Here is a 23009-nt window from a genome sequence, read left to right as displayed (position 1 = left end):
GGCGACCGCGAGGGTGGCTAGTTCGGGTGAATGGCGATCAGCTCTTTCGTCCTCAGTTCTTCCGTACGACCACGAAGTCGGCGAGCGCGGTCAGCCGGTCCCGGACCGCCGCCGGCATGTCCACCGCGTTCAGTGCCTCGACGGCGGTGGCGTGCTGGCGGCGGGCCTCCTGGGAGGTCCACTCCCGGCCGCCCGCCTCCTCGATCAACGCCGCGCGGCTGGCGAATTCTTCCTCGGTGAAGTCGGCGAGCTGGGAGTCGCTCAGCTTGGCGTCCGCGGCGAGGATCTCGGCGAGCCGCTCGGAGGCGGGGCCGCCGGCGGCGAGCGCGGCGACCACCGGGAGGGACTTCTTGCGCTGCCGCAGGTCGCTCCAGGTCTGCTTGCCGGTGGTCTCCGGGTCGCCCCAGATGCCCAGCAGGTCGTCGACGGCCTGGAAGGCGAGGCCGAGGTGGTAGCCGTAGGCCTCCAGGGTGTCGGCCGTGCGGTCGTCGGCGCCGCCGAGGACGGCACCGATGGAGACCGCGCAGGCCAGCAGCGCGCCGGTCTTGTTGCCCTCCATCTCCAGGCACTCGGCGACGGTGACGCGCTCGCGGTGCTCGTAGGAGATGTCCTGCGCCTGGCCGTCGATGAGCTTGCGGGTGGCGGTGGTCAGCCGCCGGGTGGCGCGGCCCGCCTCGACGGTGCCGAGCTCGAGCAGCACCTCGTTGGCGAGCGCGAACAGCGCGTCGCCGACGAGGATGGCCTGGGCCGGGCTGTAGGCCTTCCAGACGGTGTCGCGGTGGCGGCGCTGCTCGTCGCCGTCCATCAGGTCGTCGTGCAGCAGCGAGAAGTTGTGCACGAGCTCGACGGCCACGGCGCCGGGGATGCCCACCTCGGGGGCGGCGCCGGCCGCCTCGGCCGAGAGCAGCGCGAGGGCGGGCCGGATGGCCTTGCCGCTGTCGCCGTGCGCCGGCCGGCCTTCGGCGTCGATCCAGCCGAAGTGGTAGGCGGCGACGGTGTCCATGGGTGCCGCGAGCCGGTTGACGGCGGCACGCAGCACCGGCGTGGCAAGCGTCCGTCCGCGCTCCAGCAGGGCGCGCACGCCCGCGGTGTCGACAGCTGGGATCGCCGATGTCACGGTCTCTCCTCTGGTGATGATCGTGCTCACGCGCGTCTCCGTTGCGGGGACGCGCGCCTTGAGGGCTCGCTGGTTCATACCGCCGCCTCCCGAAGGGGGCTCCGGTGCGGTCGGCCGAGCTCGGAGAGTGCCGCGCCGGCGGCGTTGAGACCGCTGCGCACCGCGCTCTCCATGGTCGCCGGCCAGCCGGTGGCGGTCCACGCACCGGCCAGGTAGAGGCCGGGCGCGTTCGTGGGGGCGTGCGGCCGCAGCCGGCCGACGCCGGGGGTGGGGGCGAACGTCGCCGTGCGCTCCCGGGTGACGAAGAAGTCCTTGACGACCGCCGACCGGGCGCCCGGCAGCAGGCGCTCGAGCTCGGGGAGGTAGCGCTCGCGCAGTTCGGCGACGGGCCGGTCGATGTCGTCCTGGGCGGCGGACTGGGAGACGGCCAGGTACTGGGCGCCGCCGTCCCGGGCCGCGAGCCCCGAGGAGTCGGTGCGGTCGAAGACCCACTGCAGCGGGCTGCCGAGCGCGGTGAGGAAGGGCTGCCGCAGGACCTGGCGGTCGTAGACGACGTGCAGGTTGAGGATGGGCGCGGTGCCGATGCCGAGCAGCCGGCCGGGGTCGTCGAGGGCGCCCTCGGGCAGCAGGTCGTGGGCCTCGCGCTGCGGGACGGCGAGGACGACGGTGCCGGCCTCGAGCAGCTCGCCGCCGCCGGGCCCGGCCTCGGTGTGGACCTGCCAGGTGCCCGTCCCGCCGCGGGCGATGCGGGTGGCGCGGGTGCGCAGCTCGGTGCGGACGCCGGCCCGGTCCAGGGCTGCGCGGGCGCGGGTGTCGTGCAGCTCGCCGAGGGGTACGTGCGCCCAGCCGATGTCGGCGGCGCCGGGCTCGGAGAGGAGGGCGGTCTTGAAGACCATGGTGGCCAGGCCCAGCGAGGACCGGTCGGCGGTGGCGTTGAGGGTGGCCACGCCGACCAGGTCCCACAGGGCCTCGACGGTACGGGCGGACTGGCCCTGGCGGTGCAGCCAGCCGGCGAAGTCCTCGCCGTCCAGGGCCGGGTCCAGGGGGTCGAGCCTGCCGAGCGCGAGCGCGGCCCGGCCGACCTTGGCGCGCTCGGCGAGCGAGAGGTGCGGGTAGGTGGCGAGGCTGGCGGCCAGGTGCAGGGGGACGGGCAGGGCGGTGCGGCGCAGCCGGCCGAGCCGGGGCCGTCCGGAGGGGTGGCCGATGTCCAGGACGGGCACGTCGAGGCGGTCCTGCAGGGGTGCCAGGTGCAGGGCGTCGAGGCGGTCGAGGAACCACTGGTAGGCGGTGCAGCAGCGCAGGTAGACGTGCTGGCCGTTGTCGACGGTCAGCTCGCCCCGCCGGAAGGAGAAGGCGAGGCCGCCCAGCCTCGGCCGGCCCTCGATCAGGGTGACGGACAGGCCGGCGTCGGCGAGCTCGAGCGCGGCGGTGACGCCGGCGAGCCCGCCCCCGATCACCACCGCGGCCGCCCCCTCGGGGCGGCCTGCTGCGTCCGCGCGGAGCCGGTCGGGCCGGGTCGTCGTCTCCGGTGTCATGCGCCCTCCCCCTCGGCTGCTGTCAGGGACGCGCCGATCGGGCGGAGGGTTGCGCACCGCTTGCGGTCGCGACACCTGTGGTGCGTGCGGGTCATCAAACGCGCCCCCTGGCGGTCTGCCGGTGGACGCTGCGCGCGTCGTAGCCGGACAGGCCGCGCACGGCCACGAACGCCTTCTCCCGGCCGGGCAGGGAGACCCGGCCGCGGAGCACGGCGGCGGGCTCCTCGGCGATACGATCCAGCAGCCTGCGGTAGATGCCGGACATGGCGGCGACGCAGGCGCCGCTGCGCCGGTCGAGCATGGGCAGCAGCTTCATGCCCTCGGCGAACAGCGCGCGGGCGCGGCGCACCTCGTGGTGCACGAGCCCGGTGAAGTCGGCGCCGGCCGGGGGCCGGGCCGAGTGGAAGCCGGCGGAGCAGCCGAACTTGGCGAGGTCGTCGGAGGGCAGGTAGGTGCGGCCGTTGGCCGCGTCCTCGCGGACGTCGCGCAGGATGTTGGTGAGCTGCAGCGCCAGTCCCAGCGTGTCGGCGTACTCGGGAGCGCGGGCGGCGTCCCGTGCGCCGGGCACGGTGCCGAACACGCCGAGGGAGAGCCGTCCGATGGCGCCCGCGACGCAGCGGCAGTACCGGGCGAGGTCGTCCCAGGTCTCGTAGGTCTCGCCGCGCACGTCCATCTGGACCCCGTCGATGAGCTCGTCGAGCCCGCCGATGGGGATGGGGAAGCGGCGCACGGCATGCGCCAGCGCGACGGCCACCGGGTCGGTGTCGTCCTCGTCGATGTCGCCCGAGCGGATCCGCTCGAGCGTGAGCCGGGCCTCCTCCAGCCGCAGTCGCTTGGACTCCGCGTCCAGCGGCCCGTCGCCGATGTCGTCGACGCGCCGCGAGAAGGCGTACAGGGCCGACATGGCCCGCCGCTTGGCGGTCGGCAGCAGTCTGATGCCGTAGCTGAAGTTGCCCGCCTGCTGTCCGGTGACGGCCTCGCAGTAGCTGTACGCGGCGAGTACCGGCGGCGACGCGTGTGGCGTTCCGTTCACGGTCCCGCTCACCCCTCTCTTCGCAGTGTCGCCCCCACCTCGCGCAGCACGCTGAGCTTGGTGGCCTTGGGCGGTCCGGGGAGAACGTCGTGGCCTGCGGCGGCGACCGCCCTGAGCGCGGCCCTCCCTCCGCCCACGAACCCCGCTAGCAACAGCTTCAGCCTGCCGTGGACGCTACCCACGAGTGGGGCCCCTTCATTCAGCAGGCGCCCGGCGCGTTCCGCCTCGTACGCGACCAGTGCACGCACCGACGCGCCGCTGGTGGGGAGCGCGAGGTCGGACTCCGCGACACGGAAGCGCTCCATGTCCTCGGCGGGCAGGTAGACGCGGTCGCGGCGCAGGTCCTCGGCGACGTCCTGTAGGTGTTCGACGATCTGCAGGGCGGTGCAGACCGCGTCCGAGCGGCGGATCCGCTCGGGACTGGCCGTGCCGGTGATGCCGAGGACGAGACGGCCCACGGGGTTGGCGGACAGCTCGCAGTACGCGAGCAGATCGTCATACGTACTGTAGCGGCGCACCCGCTGGTCCTGGCGGTTGGCCTCGATCAGCCCGAGGAAGGGCTCGGGGGTCAGACCGCACCGGCGGACGGTCGGGCGCAGGCGGATCAGCAGCGGGTGACGCGGTCCGGTGCCGGCCGCGTCGAAGACGCGCCGCAGGTCGGCCTCGAAGGCGTCGAGCATGGCGAGCCGGTCGTCCGTCTGCTCGCGGTCCAGGCCCAGCAGCTCGGCGTCGCGGCCGCCGGGGGCCAGGTCGCCGTCGCCGATGTCGTCGACGAGGCGGGCGTAGCCGTAGACGGCCATGAGGTCCTCGCGCCAGGCGCGCGGCACGAAGAAGGGCGCCACGGGGAAGTTCTCGTGCGCGGCCTTGTCGAGCACGGCGCGCGCGTGCGCGTCCGTCCCCGCGGTCATCGCGGGCTGCCCGGACCGGGGACGGCGTACGCGTCTGCGCTCCGGAGAGTTCCCGTACCCATTGCCGTCACATCTCCCGTTCTACACTGCCGACCCAGAACATCCTATTTCGGACACGCCGCACGGCTGTCCTGCCGGGCTCCCCCTCGAGCCCCCGCCGCGGCGCCCCCCGGTGGCGGGATGCGAGTGTTTCGCCACGCCCCGCCACAAACGGCCGCAAATGAGCACGGTACAGCGTACGCCGCACAGGTGTCCGGCGTCCGCCCGGGTACGTGCTTGATCCATACAATGCCACGCGGGCGGCGAATCAACCCTGCCAATAAGGCAGTTGATCGTCACGGATGGGTCAAGGCCCCCGCGGGCGGAGCCGGCGGGGGCCTTGACCACGACGTCGCGGGGCCGGCGGCGGACCGCCCTAGCGGGCCGTCTCCTTCTCGTAGGCCCGGACCACCTCGTCCGTCGGGCCGTCCATCAGCAGCTCCCCGCGCTCCAGCCACAGCACCCGGTCGCAGGTGTCCCGGATGGACTTGTTGTTGTGGCTGACCAGGAAGACCGTGCCGGCCTCCTTGCGCAGCTCGCGGATGCGGGCCTCGGAGCGCTTCTGGAAGGACCGGTCGCCGGTGGCCAGCGCCTCGTCGATCATCAGCACGTCGTGGTCCTTGGCCGCCGCGATGGAGAACCGCAGCCGGGCCGCCATGCCGGAGGAGTACGTGCGCATGGGCAGGGTGATGAAGTCGCCCTTCTCGTTGATGCCCGAGAAGTCGACGATCCCCTGGTAACGCTCGCGGATCTGCTCCCGCGACATGCCCATGGCCAGACCGCCGAGCATCACGTTCTTCTCGCCCGTCAGGTCGTTCATCAGGGCGGCGTTCACGCCCAGCAGCGAGGGCTGGCCGTCGGTGTAGACCTTGCCGCGCTCGGCGGGCAGCAGGCCGGCGATCGCCTTGAGCAGGGTCGACTTGCCCGAGCCGTTGGAACCGATCAGGCCGATGGCCTGGCCCCGGTATGCGGTGAAGCTCACACCCTTGACGGCGTGCACCTCGCGCACCCCGGCGCTCGGCTTGCGCCGCACGATCCGGTTGAGGGCCGCCGTCGCGCTGCCCCGGCCGGTGGTGCCGCCGTAGACGCGGTACACGATGTGCACGTCGTCCGCGATCACCGTCGGGATCCGGGCGTCGTTCGCGGTGACGGAGTTCTCGGTGACGGAGTTCTGATCAGCCACGGCCGTACTGCTCCTCAGCCTTCCAGAAGTACACGAAGCCCCCGACGCCGAACAGCAGCGCCCAGCCGCCCGCCAGCGCCCACACGTGCGGCGGCAGCTTGTCCGAACCGAAGCCGTCGATCAGCGCGAAGCGCATCAGGTCGATGAAGACCGCCGCCGGATTGGCCCCCAGCACGTCGATCAGCCACTCCGGCGCCTTGGTCTTCTTCAGCTGGTCGACCAGGCTGTACATCACGCCCGAGGCGTACATCCAGGTCCGCAGCAGGAACGGCAGCAGCTGCGCCAGGTCCGGCGTCCTGCTGCCCGCGCGGGCCAGGATCATCGCCAGGCCGGTGTTGAAGCAGAACTGCAGCGCCAGCGTCGGCAGGATCAGCAGCCACGACGGCTTGGGGTAGTGCCCGAAGCCGATCAGCATCACGAACAGCACGATCATCGAGTACAGCAGCTGCTGGAGCTGCTGCAGGGCGAACGAGATCGGCAGCGCCGCCCGCGGAAAGTGCAGGGCCCGCACCAGCCCCAGGTTCCCGGCGATCGCCCGCACCCCGGCCATCGCCGAGGTCTGCGTGAAGGTGAAGACGAAGACACCCGTCACCAGGAACGGGATGTAGGTGCTGGTGGACATCTTCCCGTGCGCGCCCATCAGCACGCCGAAGATGAAGAAGTACACCACCGCGTTCAGCAGCGGCGTCGCCACCTGCCAGACCTGGCCCAGCTTGGCCTTGCTGTACTGCGCCGTCAGCTTGGCCCGGGAGAAGGCGAGGATGAAGTGCCGCCGCTCCCACAGCTGCCGGGCGTACTCGCCCAGCGGGGGCCGGGCCCCGCTCACCGCGAGGCCGTACTTCCTGGCCAGCTCCGCGGCGGAGAGTCCGTCGTCGGGTGATGGCGGGGCACTCAGGGCGACCGCACTGTCGTGCGTTGTCTCGCTCACAGTTGACACTTTCGTCCTCAGGGTGCGCTGCCGGGGCCGGGCCCCGGACCGCGCCCGATGCTCTCAGACACGAGCTTGTCAGATCACGGGCGGGCGACCCAGTCGGGTCAGGCGCCACACGGTACGCCACTTCATCGGCCGCCGCGGACCGCACGGAGCCGTCCAGCCCTCCTTGAAGCCGCCCAGCCACGCGCGCAGCGCGGCCGGCGAGGGCCGCCGGGCCAGCGTCAGCAGCAGCCAGACGCCCAGGTAGAGGGGGACCAGCGGCGCGGGCAGGTTGCGCCGGGCCAGCCACACCCGGTTGCGGGCCACCATCCGGTGGTAGACGGCGTGCCGGCTGGGGGCGGTGGTCGGGTGGTGCAGCACCATGTCCGACCGGTAGTCGATCATCCAGCCCGCGTCGAGGGCCCGCCAGGCGAGGTCGGTCTCCTCGTGCGCGTAGAAGAACTCGTCCGGCAGCCCGCCGACCTCGGCGAAGACCTGGGTGCGGGCCGCGTTGGCGCCGCCGAGGAAGGTGGTCACCCGCGAGGAGCGCATCGGGTCGGAGGCGCGCAGCCGGGGCACGTGGCGGCGCTGGGTGACGCCGGTGTCCGGGTCGGCGATCCGGAAGCTGATGATGCCGAGCTTCCGATCGGCGGCGAAGGCCTCCCGGCACAGCTGGGCCGTGTCCTGGTGGGGCAGCAGGCCGTCGTCGTCGAGGAAGAGCAGGATGTCGACGTCGCGGCCGGCCGGGCCGAACGCCTCGATGCCGACGTTGCGGCCGGCCGGGATGCCCACGTTCTCGGGCAGCTCGACGGTCCGTACGGCCAGGCCCGGGACGTTCAGCTCGGGCAGCGGGGAGCCGTTGCCGACGACGACGACCTCGATGGGGTCGCCGGTCTGCTTGGCGACCGACTCCAGCAGCGCGCGCAGTTCCTCGGGGCGGTTGCCCATGGTCAGGACGACCGCGCCGACCTTCAGCTGTTTGTTCGTCGCAGCGTTCATCGCAGCCTGCTCGAGACGAGGATGGACACCAGGTGCAGCAGCGTCTGCAGGAGCGCGATGCCGGCGAGGACCGCGGTGCCCAGGCGGGTGAAGAAGAGGTCGCCCCTGCTCGCGTCCGCGATCGCCAGGACCAGGATCAGCAGCGACGCCTCGATCCCCAGGATCAGCCGGTGGAACTTCAGCGCCGCGGCGGCCTTGCGGGCCAGCGCCATGCCGGAGGAGCGCGGCTCGGACGCCGCCTCCTTGACCGGCGGCAGCCCGGCCTGGTGGCGGGCGACGCCCACGAGGTCGGTCTCGGCCTTGATCAGGACGGCGCCGAGCGCCGCGAGGGCGCCGAGGAAGGCCCACAGCCAGTCGATCCGGCCGCTGCCCCACACATCGGCGGCGCGCAGGCCGAGGCCGACCAGGACCGCGGCGTCGCACAGGTAGGCGCCGACCCGGTCCAGGTACACCCCGGACATCGAGTACTGCTTCTTCCAGCGGGCGATCTCGCCGTCGACGCAGTCCAGCAGCAGGTAGAGCTGGACCATCACGACGCCGAGCACGGCGCCCGTGATGCCCGGCACCAGCAGGGCCGGGGCCGCGAGGACGCCCGCGACGGTCATCACATAGGTGAGCTGGTTGGGCGTGACCTTGGTGTTCACCAGGTGGCGGTCGACCCGCAGCGAGATCTCCCGCATGTACAGGCGGCCCGCCCAGTGCTCACCGCTGCGCCGGTCCTTCACCCCTTCGGGGTGGACGACCGGCCTGAGTTCAGCGACTGACGGTTTGTGCATAGTCGGCGTATGCGTCCCTGATCTGGTCGGTGGAGAGGTCGAGGTGCTCCAGGATGGTGTACCGCCCGGGGCGGGTCTGCGGAGCGAACTCCACGGCCTTGACGAACTCGTCGTCACTGAAGCCGATCTCGCCCGGCAGCACGGGCAGCCCGTGCCGGCGCAGGACCTCGACCATCAGCGCGGACTCCTCGTGGGCCCCGCGCAGGTGCATCGCGAAGGCGGCGCCGAGGCCGCACTGCTCGCCGTGGCTGGCGGCCCGCTTGGGGTAGAGCAGGTCGAAGGCGTGGTTGATCTCGTGGCAGGCGCCCGAGGCGGGACGGCTGTCGCCGGCCACCGACATCGAGATGCCGGTGAGCACCAGGCCCTCGGCGAGCACCTGGAGGAAGCCGTCGTCGCCCACGCCGCCGGGGTGGCGCAGCACGGCCTCGCCCGCCTGGCGGGCGATGGCGGCGGCCAGGCCGTCGATGGCCTCGCCGCGCTCGCGGTGGGCGAGCTCCCAGTCCGCGACCGCGGAGATGTTGGAGATCGCGTCGCCGATGCCGGAGCGGACGAAGCGGACGGGCGCCTCGCGGATGACGTCGAGGTCGATGACCACGGCGATCGGGTTGGGCACGCCGTACGAGCCGCGGCCGGCGTCGTTGTCGAGGGTGGCGACCGGCGAGCACAGACCGTCGTGCGAGAGGTTGGTGGCGACGGCCACCAACGGCAGGCCGATGCGGGCCGCCGCGAACTTCGCACAGTCGATGATCTTGCCGCCGCCGAGGCCCACGACCGCGTCGTAGTGCCCCGACTTCATCGCGTCGGCGAGCTTGATCGCGTCGTCCAGCGTGCCGCCGCCCACCTCGTACCAGGAGGCGCCGGGCAGCGCCGGGGCGAGCCGCTCGCGCAGCACCGCCCCGGAGCCGCCGCTGATGGCGATGGCCAGCTTGCCGGAGCTGGAGATCCGCTGGTCGGCGAGGACGCCGGCCAGATCGTCCAGGGCCCCGGCCCGGATGTCGACGACGACCGGCGAGGGGATGAGCCTCGTCAGTACTGGCACGCGATCTCCCGGCCCTTGGCGAGGTCGTCGTGGTTGTCGATCTCGACCCACTTCACTTCGCCGATGGGGGCCACGTCCACCTTGAAGCCGCGGTTGACCAGCTCCTGGTAGCCGTCCTCGTAGTAGAGGTCGGGGTCGCGCTCGAAGGTGGTCTTCAGCGCGTCGGCGAGCTCCGCGCCCGCCTCGGCCTCGATGAGGGTGACGCCGATGTACTCGCCGGTGGCCTCGGAGGGCTCCATCAGCTTGGTGATCTTCTGGACGCCCTTCTCGGCGTCCACGACGACCTTCATCTCCTCGTCGGCGAGGTTCTTCACCGTGTCGAGGGCGAGGATGATCCTCTGGCCGTTGCCGCGGGCGGCGAGCAGGGTCTTCTCGACCGAGACCGGGTGGACGGTGTCGCCGTTGGCGAGGATCACACCGCGGCCGAGCACGTCACGGGCGCACCACAGGGAGTAGGCGTTGTTCCACTCCTCGGCCTTGTCGTTGTCGATCAGGGTGAGCTTCAGGCCGTACTTGGCCTCCAGCGCCTCCTTGCGCGCGTACACGGCCTCCTTGCGGTAGCCAACGACGATCGCGACCTCGGTCAGGCCGACCTCGGCGAAGTTGCCGAGGGTCAGGTCCAGGACGGTGAGCGAGTCCTCCGCCCCGTCCGGGCCGACCGGCACCAGTGCCTTGGGCAGGGTGTCGGTGTAGGGACGCAGACGCCGTCCGGCGCCGGCTGCCAGCACGAGGCCGATCATGCGGGTTCTCCTGTTTCGTCGTGAACTGCGGGCGCCCCGGAGGACACCCAGAATCGGATGCTCTCGATGAGCACCGCGAGCGCGATGGCGACCGCGAGGGCCGTCAGCGCGATGGTGAAGCCTTGACCGTGCCAGAGGGCGGCGGCGATCGTGACCGCCAGGACGCGTCCCTCGTGCCCGCCGATCGCCAGCACGAGGCGGCGCGGAGGAGCGCCGGTGCCGCCGCGGATGCGGTACACGGTGTCGTAGTGATGGTAGGCGACCGCGGCGACGAGGCCGAAAGCCGCAGGCAGCGCCCCATCGACGCCCGATTTCGCCGCAAGAGTGAGGATGATCCCGTATTCGGCGGCCCGCAGGACGGGCGGGACGAGCCAGTCGAGGGGGCCCTTGAGGGGGTGCGCCACGGCGACGCCCGCGAAGGCGGCGTAGACGACCGCCTGCAGGACGGCGCGCCAGGTGCCGCCGTTGTCCGCGAAGAGCGGCCCGACCAGCAGGGAGGCCGCCGCCAGCAGCGCCCAGAAGGGGGCGCCGTACGAGCTCGCCGGCACCGTACGGCCGACGCTGCGGGCCGCGGCCTCGGCGATCGGGCCGGAGTCGGCGAGGTCCGCCAGCGCGCGGGCCGCGCGGTCGGTCCTGCGCGCCTTCCGGGTCAGCGAGCGCAGCACGCGCCCGGCGGTGGTGTAGCAGGCGGCGACGGCGCAGCCGATCAGCAGCACGTAGAAGACGACGCGCGGGGTGGTGAGCGCGGTCAGGACCGCGATCAGCGCCCAGCGCTCGCCGATCGGCAGCACGATCATGCGGCGGGCCCAGACCGTCCAGCCGACGCTGTCCAGCTTGTCGGAGAGGGCGGCCGTGGGGCTCGTGTTGGCGGTGGCGTCGTGGTTGGCCTCGTTGAAGGAGAAGTCGACCACATGCCGGCAGGTCTGCAGGACCATGGCGCCCAGCGCCAGAGCCCACACGTCGTCGCCGGAGCGGGCGGCGCCCAGCGCCAGGCCCGCGTAGTAGGCGTACTCCTTGGCGCGGTCGAACGTGGCGTCGAGCCAGGCGCCGAGCGTGGAGTACTGCAGGGAGTAGCGGGCGAGCTGGCCGTCGGTGCAGTCGAGCACGAACGAGGCGATCAGCAGGACGCCCGCCGCCACGTACCCGCCCCGGCTGCCGGTGGCCGCGCAGCCGGCCGCGATCAGCGCCGTCAGCAGCGAGGCGGTGGTCACCTGATTGGGGGTGAGGCCCCGGCGGGCGCACCAGCGGGCGAGGTAGCGGGAGTACGGGCTGATGAAGAAGGTGGTGAAGAACCCGTCGCGGGACTTCACGGCGGAGCGCAGCCGGACGGCTTCGTCGTCGACCGCCTCGACCTCGGCCCGCGTCTTGGCGCGGGCCTCCGCGCCCTCGGGGGCGGCGGCGACGAGGACGCCCAGCTCGGGGCGGTGCACGGCGACGCCCTCGGCCTCCAGGCCGGCGGCGAGGTCGTCCGGGCCGGTGGCGGTCCCGGCGGCGGCCGCGAGCGCCCGGCGGGCCTCCGGCAGGGCGCTGACGGCGCCCTCGACGGCGGCCGCGGGGAAGCGGGGGTCGGTCAGTGCCAGCCGCAGGGCGTGGACGTGGCCCACGAAGCGGGCGTCGACGACGGCGACCCGTTCGGCGGCCGGAACCGCGGCCAGCTCATCGGCGATGCCGGCGGCGCCGGCCGTGCGGACGTCGAAGCCCAGCGACCGCAGGTCGCCCTCGAGGCAGGAGCCGGCGGGCGGCGGACCGGTGAGGATGGCGGTCGACAGACGAACTCACTCCTTGCGGCTGACGAGCCCCCTCGGGGCCGTGGGGCGCGGCGGGCTGGGGGCACCCCCGGCGGTGGCCGGAGGACGGCGTGGCGCGCCGGGCCCCGACCGGGGGGCGGCGTTGCGGCACGTCGGCAGAGGCTATCGGATCAACGGAAGCCGCCGTTCACCGCACGTGCACCCGGACGTCCCGCCACTGACAGGACGCTCGGGAGGCGCCCGTGGTTCCCGGGCCGCACCGGCCGGAGGGGGCCGGTGCGGAGGAAACGTTTCCCGCCTTCCGGCTGGAATAGGGTGCCGTCATGACGTGGCTGATCACAGGCGGAGCGGGGTACATCGGGGCGCACGTGGCGCGGGCGATGACGGAGGCCGGGGAGCGCGTGGCCGTCCTGGACGACCTGTCCTCGGGCGTCGCCGGGCGGCTGCCGTCCGGCGTCCCGCTGGTGCGGGGCTCGGTGCTGGACCGCGCGGTGCTCGACCGGGCGTTCAAGGAGCTGGACGTGACCGGCGTGGTGCACCTGGCGGCGAAGAAGCAGGTCGGGGAGTCGGTGGAGAAGCCGCTGCTCTACTACCGGGAGAACGTGCACGGGCTGACCGTGCTGCTGGAGGCGGTCGTCGCCGCCGGGGTCCGCAGCTTCGTCTTCTCCTCCTCCGCGGCCGTCTACGGCATGCCGGACGTCGATCTCGTCACGGAGGAGACGCCCTGCCTGCCGATCAATCCCTACGGGGAGACCAAGCTGGCCGGCGAGTGGCTGGTGCGGGCGACGGGGGCCGCGCACGGGATCTCCACCGCCTGCCTGCGCTACTTCAACGTGGCGGGCGCGGCGCGGCCGGAGCTGGCCGACACCGGTGTCTTCAACATCATCCCGATGATGTTCGACCGGATCACCCGGGGCGAGCGTCCCCTGATCTTCGGCACCGACTACGCCACCCCCGACGGCACCTGTGTCCGTGACTACATCCACATCGAGGACCTGGCCACCGCCCACCTGGCGGCCGCGCGCCGGCTGGCCGAGCGGCCGGGCACGGGCGACCTGACGCTGAACGTCGGCACCGGGCGGGGTGTCTCGGTACGGGAGATGGCCGACCTGATCGGCGAGATCACCGGACGCCCGGACCTGACGGCCGAGACCGGGCCACGCCGTCCGGGTGATCCGGCGCGTGTCGTGGCGTCCGGCGAGCGGATCGCCAAGGAGCTCGGCTGGAGCGCGCGGCACGACCTGCGGAGCATGGTCACTTCGGCCTGGGAGGGGTGGTGCCTGCACCATCCCCAGGCACGCCGCGCCTGACCGCTCGCTTCCGCATCGTCGCAGGTCAGAGGCAATGACAACGGTGTTCAGTGCCGCGTTGCCCCATACCCCCCACCCGTAGTTCACTGGGCGTCGGCCGGCGTCCGCCGGCCCGTCGGGGAGAGCATTTCGGAGGCGGCATATGGGAGCGGGGCACGACCACGGCCACTCGCACGGGGGACTCCCGGCGGGCGCGAGCGGCACCGCGGCCGCCGCCTACAAGGGGCGGCTGCGGATCGCCCTGGGCATCACCCTGACCGTGCTCGTCGCGGAGATCGTCGGCGCCGCGCTGACGGGTTCGCTGGCGCTGCTGGCGGACGCCGGGCACATGGCGACGGACGCGGTCGGCGTCTCGATGGCGCTGGTGGCCATCCACTTCGCCAACCGGCCGCCGAGCAGCCGGCGCACCTACGGCTACGCCCGCGCCGAGATCCTGGCGGCGCTGCTGAACTGTCTGCTGCTGCTGGGCGTGGGCGGCTTCATCCTCTTCGAGGCGATCGACCGGCTGGTGAACCCCACCGCGGTGCCGGGCGGCATGACCGTGGTCTTCGGCGCCATCGGCCTGGTCGCCAACCTGATCTCGCTGGCCGTGCTGATGAGCGGCCAGAAGGAGAGCCTGAACGTGCGGGGGGCGTTCCTCGAGGTCCTCTCGGATGCCCTGGGCTCCCTGGCGGTCGTCGTCTCCGCCCTTGTGATCATGCTCACGGGGTGGACGCAGGCGGACCCGGTCGCCTCGCTGCTGATCGGCCTGATGATCGTGCCGCGCACCCTGAAGCTGTTCCGCGAGGCGCTGGACGTGCTGCTGGAGGCCGCTCCGAAGGACGTCGACATGGACGAGGTGCGGGCGCACATCATGGCGCTGCCGGGCGTGGAGGACCTGCACGACCTGCATGTGTGGACCATCACATCGGGGATGCCGGTGCTGTCGGCGCACGTGGTGGTGGACCCGGCGCGGCTGGACTCGGCCGGGCAGGAGAAGATGCTGCACGACCTGCAGGGCTGCCTGGGCGAGCACTTCGCGGTGGAGCACTGCACCTTCCAGCTCGAGCCCAGCGGGCACGCCGAGCACGAGGCGCGGCTGTGCCACTGACCGGCCCCGGGCGGCGTGGCGGCCGGGCGCGGTGCCCAGGAGTCATCTGTCGCTGTTGTGGGCATTGCGTACGGCAGACTTGAGGGTCGAAGACCGACAACGAGGATGGTCAATGCCGATCACATCAGCCACGGGCCGCTCCGCCGGCTCCGCCCCGGTACCCGCCGACGACACCGCTGAACCGATCATGCTGGAGCTGGTCGACGAGAACGGCAGAACGATCGGTACCGCCGAGAAGGTCTCCGCCCACCTCGCTCCCGGCCGGCTGCACCGGGCCTTCTCGGTCTTCCTCTTCGACGACGCGGGCCGGCTGCTGCTGCAGCGCCGGGCCCTGGGCAAGTACCACTCCCCCGGCGTCTGGTCGAACACCTGCTGCGGCCACCCCTACCCGGGCGAGCCGCCCTTCGTCGCCGCCGCCCGGCGTACGGGCGAGGAGCTGGGCCTGGCGCCGGCGCTGATGCGCGAGGCGGGGACCGTCCGCTACAACCACCCCGATCCGGCCTCGGGCCTGGTCGAGCAGGAGTACAACCACCTCTTCGTGGGGACGGTGCGGGCCGAGCCCGCCCCGGACCCGGAGGAGATCGCGGAGACGGCGTTCGTGACGCCGGAGGAGCTGGCGGCCCGGCTGGAGAAGGACACCTTCTCGGCGTGGTTCTCCACGGTGCTGGACTCCGCCCGCCCGGCGATCCGCGAGGTCACCGGGGACGCAGCGGGCTGGTAGGCGTGGGGCGCAGCGGCAGGGCGGCCCAGACCACCTTGCCGCCGCCGGCCGTGTGCTCGATGTCGCAGCGGCCGCCGGCCTCCTCGACGGTGGCCTGGACGAGCAGCAGGCCGCGGCCGCCGGTGCGCGGCTCGGTTCCGGGGCAGGCCTCGACGGGGCCGGGCCGGTAGGGGTGGTTGTCCTCGACGGCCACCCGCACCCACTCGGGGCCGATGGAGACCTCCAGGCCCACTTCGGGGGAGAGCAGGGCCGCGTGCCGGACGGCGTTGGTGACCAGCTCGGAGACGATGAGCAGCAGGCCCTGCAGCAGGTCCTCGCGCAGCGGCACCCGCTGGCGGCGCATCAGGTCCCGCACGGCGTGTCTGGAGCGGGGCACGGAGCTGTCGAGCGCGGGGGCGGTGTAGCGCCAGGTCCCGTCGTACTCCGCGGGCTTCCGGGGCGGCGCCGTGTGCCCCGGCTCGGACGGGACGCCCCCGAGGATCTCCATGTCCGATACCAACCCCTCGCCGTGGCTCGACCGCACAGGTCGAGTGTTGGGAAGGCCGGGGTCCGCACCGGGGGGCTGACAGGAAGTCGATGTCTATCGACGGGATTTGATCGTGAGCGTATGGCGCGGTCGTTCCGGCGACTGTTCCTGGCCCGGTCGTTCCTCCTTCGCTGAGCGATCCGGAGGACGCGCCTCCTAAGGCCTGGTCAGGGGCTCCGGGGCCCACGGGTAGCATCCGGCGCATGGAGCCCGCACTTCGCCTGGACATCGACGGCACCACCGCCACCGTCCGCATCGCCAACCCCGCCAAGCGCAATGCCATGACCACGGACATGTGGCGGGAGCTGCCCGTACTCCTCGAGCGGTGCGCGGCCGATCCGGCGGTACGGGTGCTGGTGCTGACGGGCGAGGGCGACACCTTCTGCGCGGGCGCGGACATCTCCTCGCTGAGCTCCGACGGCGGAGCGGGCTCGAGGGGCCTGGCGGTGGCGGCCGAGGAGGCCCTGGCGGCCTTCCCCAAGCCCACGATCGCGGCCGTGCGCGGCCACTGCGTGGGTGGTGGCTGCCAGCTCGCAACCGCCTGCGACCTGCGGTTCGCGGCGGAGGGCGCGTCCTTCGGCGTCACCCCGGCACGGCTGGGCATCGTCTATCCGGCCTCCTCCACCCGCCGGCTGGTGGAGCTGGTCGGTCCGGCGACGTCCAAGTACCTGCTGTTCTCGGCCGAGTTGATCGACGCCGGACGGGCGCTGCGCACCGGCCTCGTGGACGAGGTGTGGCCGCGGGAGGCGCTCGAGGGGCGGGTGGCGGAGTTCGCCCGCACGCTGGCCTCGCGCTCGCAGCTGACGCAGGCGGCGGCCAAGGAGTTCGCGGCCGGTCCCGTGCCCGCGGACCGCGCCGCGTACTGGGACCGGCAGTTCCGCGGCAGCGGCGACCCCGCCGAGGGCGTCGCCGCCTTCCTGGAACGCAGGGCGCCGCGCTTCGAGTGGACGGTGTGACGCGCGGCGCAAGACGGCCGGGCACGTTCGAAAGGCGGTCCGGCGCATCGGCAAGGGGTGCGTGTTCGGCCGCCCTGCGGCCCTTCCAGCCGTACCAACCGGTCGGTAACATGCGGGACATGAGCACTCTCCCCGCCTCCGCGCAGCGCCGCTGCTCCGCCTACCTCAACCCCTTCCACTCGGCCGTGTACTTCTCCCCCGACACCACCCGGGAGCTGACCGCGCTCGGCCTGGAGGCCGGCAGCGCCGTCTACCTCGCGAGCCGGTCGGCCGCGCTCGGCCGGGTCGGCGCGGGCACCGTGACGGCCACCTTCCACAGCTTCAAGCACGAGCTGGTGGCCCGGCACGTCCCGCGCGTCTGGGACATCGCCGAACCCGGGGACGTGCTCGCCGCCCGGCTGCGCGCCGCCGACATCACCCTGCGCCGCCTGCTCGGCGAGGAGGCCGTCGCCTCCCCCGAGATGGCCGAGGCCGCCCGTCTCGCGCTGCGCGCCACGGAGGCCGGCGAGCGCGCCGTGCGCCCGCTGTACTCCGCCCACGCCGACCTGCCCGTCCCCGACGCCCCGCACCTGGCCCTGTGGCACGCCGCCACGCTGCTGCGCGAGCACCGGGGCGACAGCCATCTGATCGCCCTGGCCGCCTCCGGGCTCGACCCGGTGGAGGCGCTCGTCAGCCATGCCGCCACCGGGCAGGGCATGTCCGTCGCCTGGCTGCTGCGGACGCGCGGCTGGAGCGAGGAGGAGCTGACGGCGGCGCGGGAGCGGCTGCGCGCGCGTGGCCTGCTCGGCGCGGACGGTCTCCCGACGGAGGCCGGCACCGCCCTGCGCGAGGAGCTGGAGGCGGAGACGGACCGGCTGGACGCCGCCCCCTGGACGCACCTGGGCGAGGAGGACACCGAGCGCCTCGCCACGCTGACGAAGACCTTCACCGCCGCCGCCCTGAAGGCGGGCGCCTTCCCCGCGGACCTGCGCGAGCAGCGGTAACGGGCTCCCGGCCGGCGGTCGGCGCGGGCCGCCGGGTCCGCGTGCCGCCGGCCGTACCTGCCACAATGCGGATCACGGCTCGTAGAGACACTCCGCGCGGGCGGAGGAGACCAGAAAGCAGAGCGTGATCGTGACGACGTCGACGTCGGTCGAAGGCAGGATCGCCGAGGAGCTCGGCGTAAGGGAACGGCAGGTGCGGGCGGCCGTCGAATTGCTCGACGGCGGCTCGACCGTGCCGTTCGTCGCCCGCTACCGCAAGGAGGCGACCGGGGCGCTCGACGACGCGCAGCTGCGCACCCTCGAGGAGCGGCTGCGGTACCTGCGGGAACTGGAGGAGCGGCGCACGGCCGTCCTGGAGTCCGTGCGGTCGCAGGGCAAGCTGGACGAGGCGCTGGAGGCGCGGATCCGCGAGGCCGACTCCAAGGCCCGGCTGGAGGACATCTACCTGCCCTTCAAGCCCAAGCGGCGCACCAAGGCGCAGATCGCCCGCGAGGCCGGGCTGGAGCCGCTGGCCGACGGCCTGCTCGCCGACCCCGGCGTCGAGCCGCTCGCGGCCGCCGCGGCGTTCGTCGACGCGGACAAGGGCGTCGCGGACGCGGCAGCCGCTCTGGAGGGCGCCCGCGCCGTGCTGACCGAACGGTTCGGCGAGGACGCGGACCTCATCGGCGAGCTGCGCGAGCGGATGTGGACGCGCGGCCGGGTGGCGGCGAAGGTGCGCGCGGGCAAGGAGGAGGCGGGCGCGAAGTTCGCGGACTACTTCGACTTCGCCGAGCCCTTCACCGAGCTGCCCTCGCACCGGGTGCTGGCCATGCTGCGGGGCGAGAAGGAGGAGGTCCTCGACCTCACGCTGGAGCCGGAGCCCGCGGACGAGGCCGCGGCGGGCCCGAGCTCGTACGAGCAGATGATCGCCCGCCGCTTCGGGATCTCCGACCGGGGCCGGCCGGCGGACAAGTGGCTGGGCGACACCGTGCGCTGGGCCTGGCGCACGCGCGTCCTGGTCCACCTCGGCATCGACCTGCGGCTGCGGCTGCGCCAGGCCGCCGAGGACGAGGCGGTCCGCGTCTTCGCCGCCAACCTGCGCGACCTGCTGCTGGCCGCCCCCGCCGGCACCCGCGCCACGATGGGCCTCGACCCGGGCTTCCGCACGGGCGTGAAGGTGGCCGTCGTGGACGCCACCGGCAAGGTGTCCGCCACCGAGACGATCTACCCGCACGTGCCGCAGAACAAGTGGGACGCCTCCCTGGCCACGCTGGCGCGGCTGGCCCGTGAGCACGACGTGGAGCTCGTCGCCATCGGCAACGGCACGGCCTCCCGCGAGACGGACCGGCTGGCCGCCGACCTGATCTCCCGTCACCCCGAGCTCGAGCTCACCAAGGTGATGGTCTCCGAGGCGGGCGCCTCGGTGTACTCCGCCTCGGCCTTCGCCTCACAGGAGCTGCCGGGCCTGGACGTCTCGCTGCGCGGCGCGGTGTCCATCGCCCGGCGTCTGCAGGACCCGCTCGCCGAGCTGGTCAAGATCGACCCCAAGTCGATCGGCGTCGGCCAGTACCAGCACGACCTGTCCGAGGTGAAGCTCTCCCGCTCCCTCGACGCCGTCGTCGAGGACTGCGTCAACGGCGTCGGTGTCGACGTCAACACCGCCTCGGCCCCGCTGCTGTCCCGCGTCTCCGGCATCAGCTCGGGCCTCGCCGACAACATCGTCGCCCACCGCGACGCCAACGGCCCCTTCCGCTCCCGCAAGGCGCTCAAGAATGTGGCCCGGCTGGGCCCCAAGGCATACGAGCAGTGCGCCGGCTTCCTGCGCATCCGCGGCGGCGACGACCCGCTGGACGCCTCCAGCGTGCACCCCGAGTCCTACCCCGTGGTGCGGTCGATGGTGAAGGCCACGGGCGGCGAGGTGGCCTCCCTCATCGGCAACACCGCGACGCTGCGCTCGCTGCGCCCCGAGGACTTCGTGAACGACTCCTTCGGCCTGCCGACGGTCACCGACATCCTGCGCGAGCTGGAGAAGCCGGGCCGCGACCCGCGCCCGGCGTTCAGGACGGCGACCTTCAAGGAGGGCGTCGAGAAGATCGGCGACCTGGCGCCGGGCATGCTCCTCGAGGGTGTCGTCACCAACGTCGCCGCCTTCGGGGCGTTCGTGGACGTGGGCGTCCACCAGGACGGGCTGGTGCACGTCTCGGCGATGTCGAGGACGTTCGTCAAGGACCCGCGGGACGTGGTGAAGCCGGGCGACATCGTGCGGGTGAAGGTCCTGGACGTCGACATCCCGCGCAAACGGATCTCGCTGACGCTCCGGCTGGAGGACGAGTCGTCCCCGTCCGGCGAGGCGCGGGGCGCCGCCCCGGCCGACCGGCGCGAGCGCGCCCCCCGCGAGCGGGACAAGCGCCGCGGCAACACCCCCCGCCCCCGCCGGGCGGACGGCCGCGAGCAGGCCCCCGCCGACGGCGCGATGGCGGACGCCCTGCGCCGCGCCGGGCTGCTCTGACACGGGCCCTCGGGGCGCCGGACGGGCCACGCGGCCCGTCCGGCGTCGCATCCGGCGTCCGTCCGGCGTCCCGTTGCGGCTCCTGAGAGCCCGTCACCCCGCGGGATCGGGGAACATCTACCTCACTGACCACAACCGTCACTTGGAGGTCCGCTCGATGTCGCCGATGTCCCCGAAGTCCCGCGCGAAGGTCCGTGAGTTCGCCCTCTCCCTCCCCGGTGCCGTCGAGGAGTTCCCCTGGGGCGACGACGCGGTCGTCAAGGTCAACAAGAAGATCTTCGTCTTCCTCGGCGTCGAGGGGGACACCGAGGCCCCCGGCATCTCCGTCAAGCTCAAGGACGACGAGGCCCACGGCCACGCCCTGGCCGTCCCCGGCGCCGCCCCCACCGCCTACGGCCTGGGCAGGCACGGCTGGGTGAGCATCCCGCTCGCCGGGGCCCCCGCCGAGCTGCTGTGCGACTGGGTCGAGGAGAGCTACCGCACCATCGCCCCCAAGCGGCTCATCGCCCAACTGGACCAGCGCTGACGGGCGGAAGGGGCTTGTGGACGATGGAACGCGTTCTTAACATCACGAGTGTTACAGCGGTTGTGTCATAAGACATCGGATGTGGGGGCCGCATGACGGAGACGACAGGGAGCGGTCCGCTCTCCGGGGTACGCGTGGTCGAGCTCGCCGGCATCGGGCCGGGGCCGTTCGCCGCCATGCTGCTCGCCGACCTCGGCGCGGACGTCGTGCGCGTCGACCGGCCCGGTGGCCCGGGGCTGGGCGTCGACCCGGCGTACGACATCACCAACCGCAACAAGCGCTCGGTCCTCGTCGACCTCAAGAGCGCGGATGGCCCCCGCACCGTGCTCGAGCTGGCCGGGCGGGCCGACATCCTGCTCGAGGGCTACCGCCCCGGCGTCGCCGAGCGCCTGGGCGTCGGCCCCGAGGCCGCCCTCGCCCGCAACCCCGCGCTCGTCTACGGGCGGATGACCGGCTGGGGCCAGGAGGGGCCGCTGGCCCACGCCGCCGGGCACGACATCGGCTATATCGCCGTCACCGGAGCCCTCGGCATCACCGGCCCCGCCGACGGCCCCCCGTACGCCCCCGCCAACCTCCTCGGCGACTACGCCGGGGGATCCCTCTACCTCGTCGTCGGCGTGCTGGCCGCCCTCCAGCACGCCCGCGCGACCGGCACCGGCCAGATCGTCGACGCCGCCATCGTCGACGGCACCGCACACCTCACCGCGATGATCCACGCCATGCTGGCGGCCGGCGGCTGGCAGGACCGCCGCGGCGCCAACCTCCTCGACGGAGGCGCGCCCTTCTACGGCACGTACGAGACCTCGGACGGCGGCCACATGGCCGTCGGCGCGCTCGAGCCGCGCTTCCACGCCGAGTTCGCGCGGCTGCTGGGCCTGCCGGACGCCGAGGCCGCGCGCACCGACCCCGGCCGCTGGGAGGAGCTGCGCACCGCCGTCGCCGAGCGCTTCCGCCGGCGCACCCGGGCGGAGTGGACCGAGGTGTTCGAGGGCACGGACGCGTGCGTGGCGCCCGTGCTGTCGCTGCGCGAGGCGCCCGCGCACCCGCACCTGGCCGCCCGCGGCACCTTCACCGAGCACGGCGGCATCGTCCAGCCCGCCCCCGCTCCCCGCTTCTCCACCACCCCCGCCTCGGTGCGCCGCCCGCCCGCGCGGCCGGGGGCCGACACCGCCGAGGTGGCCCGCGACTGGGACGTCCCCGGCCTCGAACCGCTGCAGAAGGGCGACAGCCGATGAAGCGACAGATCTTCACCGCCGACCACGAGGCCTTCCGGCGGACCGTGCGGGCCTTCCTCGCCAAGGAGGTCGCCCCGCACTACGAGCGCTGGGAGGCGGACGGCATCGTCTCCCGCGACGCCTGGCTGGCCGCCGGCCGCCAGGGGCTGCTGGGGCTCGCGGTGCCCGAGGAGTACGGGGGCGGGGGCAACGCCGACTTCCGCTACAGCGCCGTGCTGGCCGAGGAGTTCACCCGGGCGGGGGCCGCGGGCCTCGCGGTGCCGCTGCACAACGACATGGTCGGCCCCTACCTGACCGGGCTGGCCACCGACGGGCAGAAGCGCCGCTGGCTGCCCGGCTTCTGCACGGGCGAGACGATCAGCGCGATCGCCATGACCGAGCCGGGCGCGGGCTCGGACCTGCAGGGCATCCGCACGACGGCCGAGGACCGCGGCGACCACTGGCTGCTCAACGGCTCCAAGACCTTCATCTCCAACGGCATCCTGGCCGACCTGGTGGTCGTGGTGGCGAGGACGACGCCCGAGGGCGGGGCGAAGGGGCTGAGCCTGTTCGTCGTCGAGCGGGGCATGCCGGGCTTCGAGCGGGGCCGCAACCTGGACAAGATCGGCCAGAAGGCCCAGGACACCGCCGAGCTGTTCTTCCACGACGTGCGGGTGCCGAAGGAGAACCTGCTGGGCACGCTCCACGGAGCGTTCGGCCACCTGATGGCCAACCTGCCGCAGGAGCGGCTGAGCATCGCCGTCACCGCGATCGCGGCGGCCGAGCACCTGCTGGAGACCACCACCGGGTACGTCAAGGAGCGCGAGGCCTTCGGGCGGCCGCTGGCCGGGCTGCAGCACATCCGCTTCGAGATCGCCGAGATGGCCACCGAGTGCGCCGTCACCCGCACCTTCGTCGACCGCTGCGTCACCGAGCACGACCGGGGCGAGCTCGACGCCGTGCACGCCTCGATGGCCAAGTGGTGGGCCACCGAACTGCAGAAGCGCGTCGCCGACCGGTGCCTGCAACTGCACGGCGGGTACGGCTACATGACCGAGTACCCGGTGGCCAGGGCCTTCACCGACGGACGGATCCAGACGATCTACGGCGGCACGACCGAGATCATGAAGGAGATCATCGGCCGTTCCCTGCTCTCCTGACCCTC

Annotated in this window: 21 protein-coding genes; 9 read left to right on the top strand and 12 right to left on the bottom strand. The window is 73.1% G+C overall.

Annotation, left to right across the window (positions count from 1 at the left end):
• Positions 1-52: 52 nt before the first annotated feature.
• From ACIG36_RS10855 to ACIG36_RS10805, 11 genes are all read right to left on the bottom strand, one after another.
• Positions 53-1195 carry a polyprenyl synthetase family protein gene (locus ACIG36_RS10855; protein ID WP_399925266.1) on the bottom strand — a complete coding sequence of 381 codons (1143 nt, stop codon included), beginning with the start codon at positions 1193-1195 and terminating at the stop codon, positions 53-55.
• Positions 1192-2652: a hydroxysqualene dehydroxylase HpnE gene (gene hpnE, locus ACIG36_RS10850; protein WP_399925265.1), complete on the bottom strand. Its 1461-nt coding sequence runs from the start codon at positions 2650-2652 to the stop codon at positions 1192-1194. The genes ACIG36_RS10855 and hpnE overlap by 4 nt, the downstream gene beginning before the upstream one ends.
• Before the next feature lie 94 nt (positions 2653-2746).
• The gene (gene hpnD / locus ACIG36_RS10845; RefSeq protein ID WP_399925262.1) at positions 2747-3697 is read right to left on the bottom strand and encodes a presqualene diphosphate synthase HpnD; all 951 of its coding nucleotides are present in this window, start codon (positions 3695-3697) and stop codon (positions 2747-2749) included.
• Positions 3694-4593, bottom strand: coding sequence for a squalene synthase HpnC (hpnC, locus tag ACIG36_RS10840; RefSeq protein ID WP_399925260.1), 900 nt, complete (start codon positions 4591-4593; stop codon positions 3694-3696). Before hpnC ends, hpnD begins: the two co-directional genes overlap by 4 nt.
• Positions 4594-5008: 415 nt before the next feature.
• Positions 5009-5815: an ABC transporter ATP-binding protein gene (locus ACIG36_RS10835; protein WP_399925258.1), complete on the bottom strand. Its 807-nt coding sequence runs from the start codon at positions 5813-5815 to the stop codon at positions 5009-5011.
• Entirely contained in the window at positions 5808-6743 is a 936-nt protein-coding gene (locus ACIG36_RS10830) for an ABC transporter permease (protein WP_399925256.1), read from the bottom strand. Before ACIG36_RS10830 ends, ACIG36_RS10835 begins: the two co-directional genes overlap by 8 nt.
• A 78-nt stretch (positions 6744-6821) precedes the next feature.
• Complete coding sequence (locus ACIG36_RS10825) at positions 6822-7727, bottom strand: glycosyltransferase family 2 protein (protein WP_399925254.1); 906 nt, start codon at positions 7725-7727, stop codon at positions 6822-6824.
• Positions 7724-8503, bottom strand: a complete 780-nt coding sequence (locus ACIG36_RS10820) for a CDP-alcohol phosphatidyltransferase family protein (RefSeq protein WP_399925252.1) — start codon at positions 8501-8503, stop codon at positions 7724-7726. The genes ACIG36_RS10825 and ACIG36_RS10820 overlap by 4 nt, the downstream gene beginning before the upstream one ends.
• The gene (locus ACIG36_RS10815) at positions 8481-9542 is read right to left on the bottom strand and encodes an iron-containing alcohol dehydrogenase family protein (RefSeq protein ID WP_399925250.1); all 1062 of its coding nucleotides are present in this window, start codon (positions 9540-9542) and stop codon (positions 8481-8483) included. The genes ACIG36_RS10820 and ACIG36_RS10815 overlap by 23 nt, the downstream gene beginning before the upstream one ends.
• On the bottom strand, positions 9530-10282 hold the full coding sequence (locus ACIG36_RS10810) for a sugar phosphate nucleotidyltransferase (RefSeq protein ID WP_399925248.1): 753 nt from the start codon (positions 10280-10282) through the stop codon (positions 9530-9532). The genes ACIG36_RS10815 and ACIG36_RS10810 overlap by 13 nt, the downstream gene beginning before the upstream one ends.
• On the bottom strand, positions 10279-12051 hold the full coding sequence (locus tag ACIG36_RS10805) for a DUF5941 domain-containing protein (protein WP_399925412.1): 1773 nt from the start codon (positions 12049-12051) through the stop codon (positions 10279-10281). The genes ACIG36_RS10810 and ACIG36_RS10805 overlap by 4 nt, the downstream gene beginning before the upstream one ends.
• A 302-nt stretch (positions 12052-12353) precedes the next feature.
• Here ACIG36_RS10805 and galE point away from each other — a divergent pair, with 302 nt between their 5' ends.
• From galE to idi, 3 genes are all read left to right on the top strand, one after another.
• Positions 12354-13340, top strand: coding sequence for a UDP-glucose 4-epimerase GalE (gene galE, locus ACIG36_RS10800; protein WP_399925246.1), 987 nt, complete (start codon positions 12354-12356; stop codon positions 13338-13340).
• 142 nt (positions 13341-13482) lie between these two features.
• Positions 13483-14430, top strand: a complete 948-nt coding sequence (locus ACIG36_RS10795) for a cation diffusion facilitator family transporter (protein WP_399925244.1) — start codon at positions 13483-13485, stop codon at positions 14428-14430.
• A gap of 112 nt (positions 14431-14542) precedes the next feature.
• Positions 14543-15151, top strand: a complete 609-nt coding sequence (gene idi, locus ACIG36_RS10790; RefSeq protein WP_399925242.1) for an isopentenyl-diphosphate Delta-isomerase — start codon at positions 14543-14545, stop codon at positions 15149-15151.
• Here idi and ACIG36_RS10785 read toward each other — a convergent pair.
• Positions 15126-15638, bottom strand: coding sequence for an ATP-binding protein (locus tag ACIG36_RS10785; protein WP_399925240.1), 513 nt, complete (start codon positions 15636-15638; stop codon positions 15126-15128). The two genes, idi and ACIG36_RS10785, sit on opposite strands and share 26 nt — an antisense overlap.
• Positions 15639-15880: 242 nt before the next feature.
• On the opposite strand from ACIG36_RS10785, the gene ACIG36_RS10780 reads away from it, so the two are divergent.
• The 6 genes from ACIG36_RS10780 (at position 15881) to ACIG36_RS10755 (ending at position 23004) form a co-directional block, all read left to right on the top strand.
• Positions 15881-16633 carry an enoyl-CoA hydratase/isomerase family protein gene (locus ACIG36_RS10780; protein ID WP_399925238.1) on the top strand — a complete coding sequence of 251 codons (753 nt, stop codon included), beginning with the start codon at positions 15881-15883 and terminating at the stop codon, positions 16631-16633.
• 119 nt (positions 16634-16752) lie between these two features.
• A complete protein-coding gene (locus tag ACIG36_RS10775) occupies positions 16753-17616 on the top strand; it encodes a hypothetical protein (protein WP_399925237.1) in 864 nt (287 codons plus the stop codon).
• A gap of 124 nt (positions 17617-17740) precedes the next feature.
• A complete protein-coding gene (locus ACIG36_RS10770) occupies positions 17741-20104 on the top strand; it encodes a Tex family protein (RefSeq protein WP_399925235.1) in 2364 nt (787 codons plus the stop codon).
• A 166-nt stretch (positions 20105-20270) separates the two neighbouring features.
• Positions 20271-20630 (top strand): MmcQ/YjbR family DNA-binding protein, encoded by a 360-nt coding sequence (locus tag ACIG36_RS10765; RefSeq protein ID WP_399925233.1) that lies wholly within the window; start codon positions 20271-20273, stop codon positions 20628-20630.
• 92 nt (positions 20631-20722) lie between these two features.
• Positions 20723-21865 carry a CaiB/BaiF CoA transferase family protein gene (locus ACIG36_RS10760; RefSeq protein ID WP_399925231.1) on the top strand — a complete coding sequence of 381 codons (1143 nt, stop codon included), beginning with the start codon at positions 20723-20725 and terminating at the stop codon, positions 21863-21865.
• Positions 21862-23004, top strand: coding sequence for an acyl-CoA dehydrogenase family protein (locus ACIG36_RS10755; RefSeq protein ID WP_399925229.1), 1143 nt, complete (start codon positions 21862-21864; stop codon positions 23002-23004). The genes ACIG36_RS10760 and ACIG36_RS10755 overlap by 4 nt, the downstream gene beginning before the upstream one ends.
• Positions 23005-23009 lie beyond the last annotated feature (5 nt).

The organism is Streptomyces sp. NPDC053048 (genome assembly GCF_044547045.1).
In the GTDB taxonomy this organism is placed as follows: Bacteria; Actinomycetota; Actinomycetes; order Streptomycetales; family Streptomycetaceae; genus Streptomyces.
This window is presented reverse-complemented; position numbering and strand designations above follow the sequence as displayed.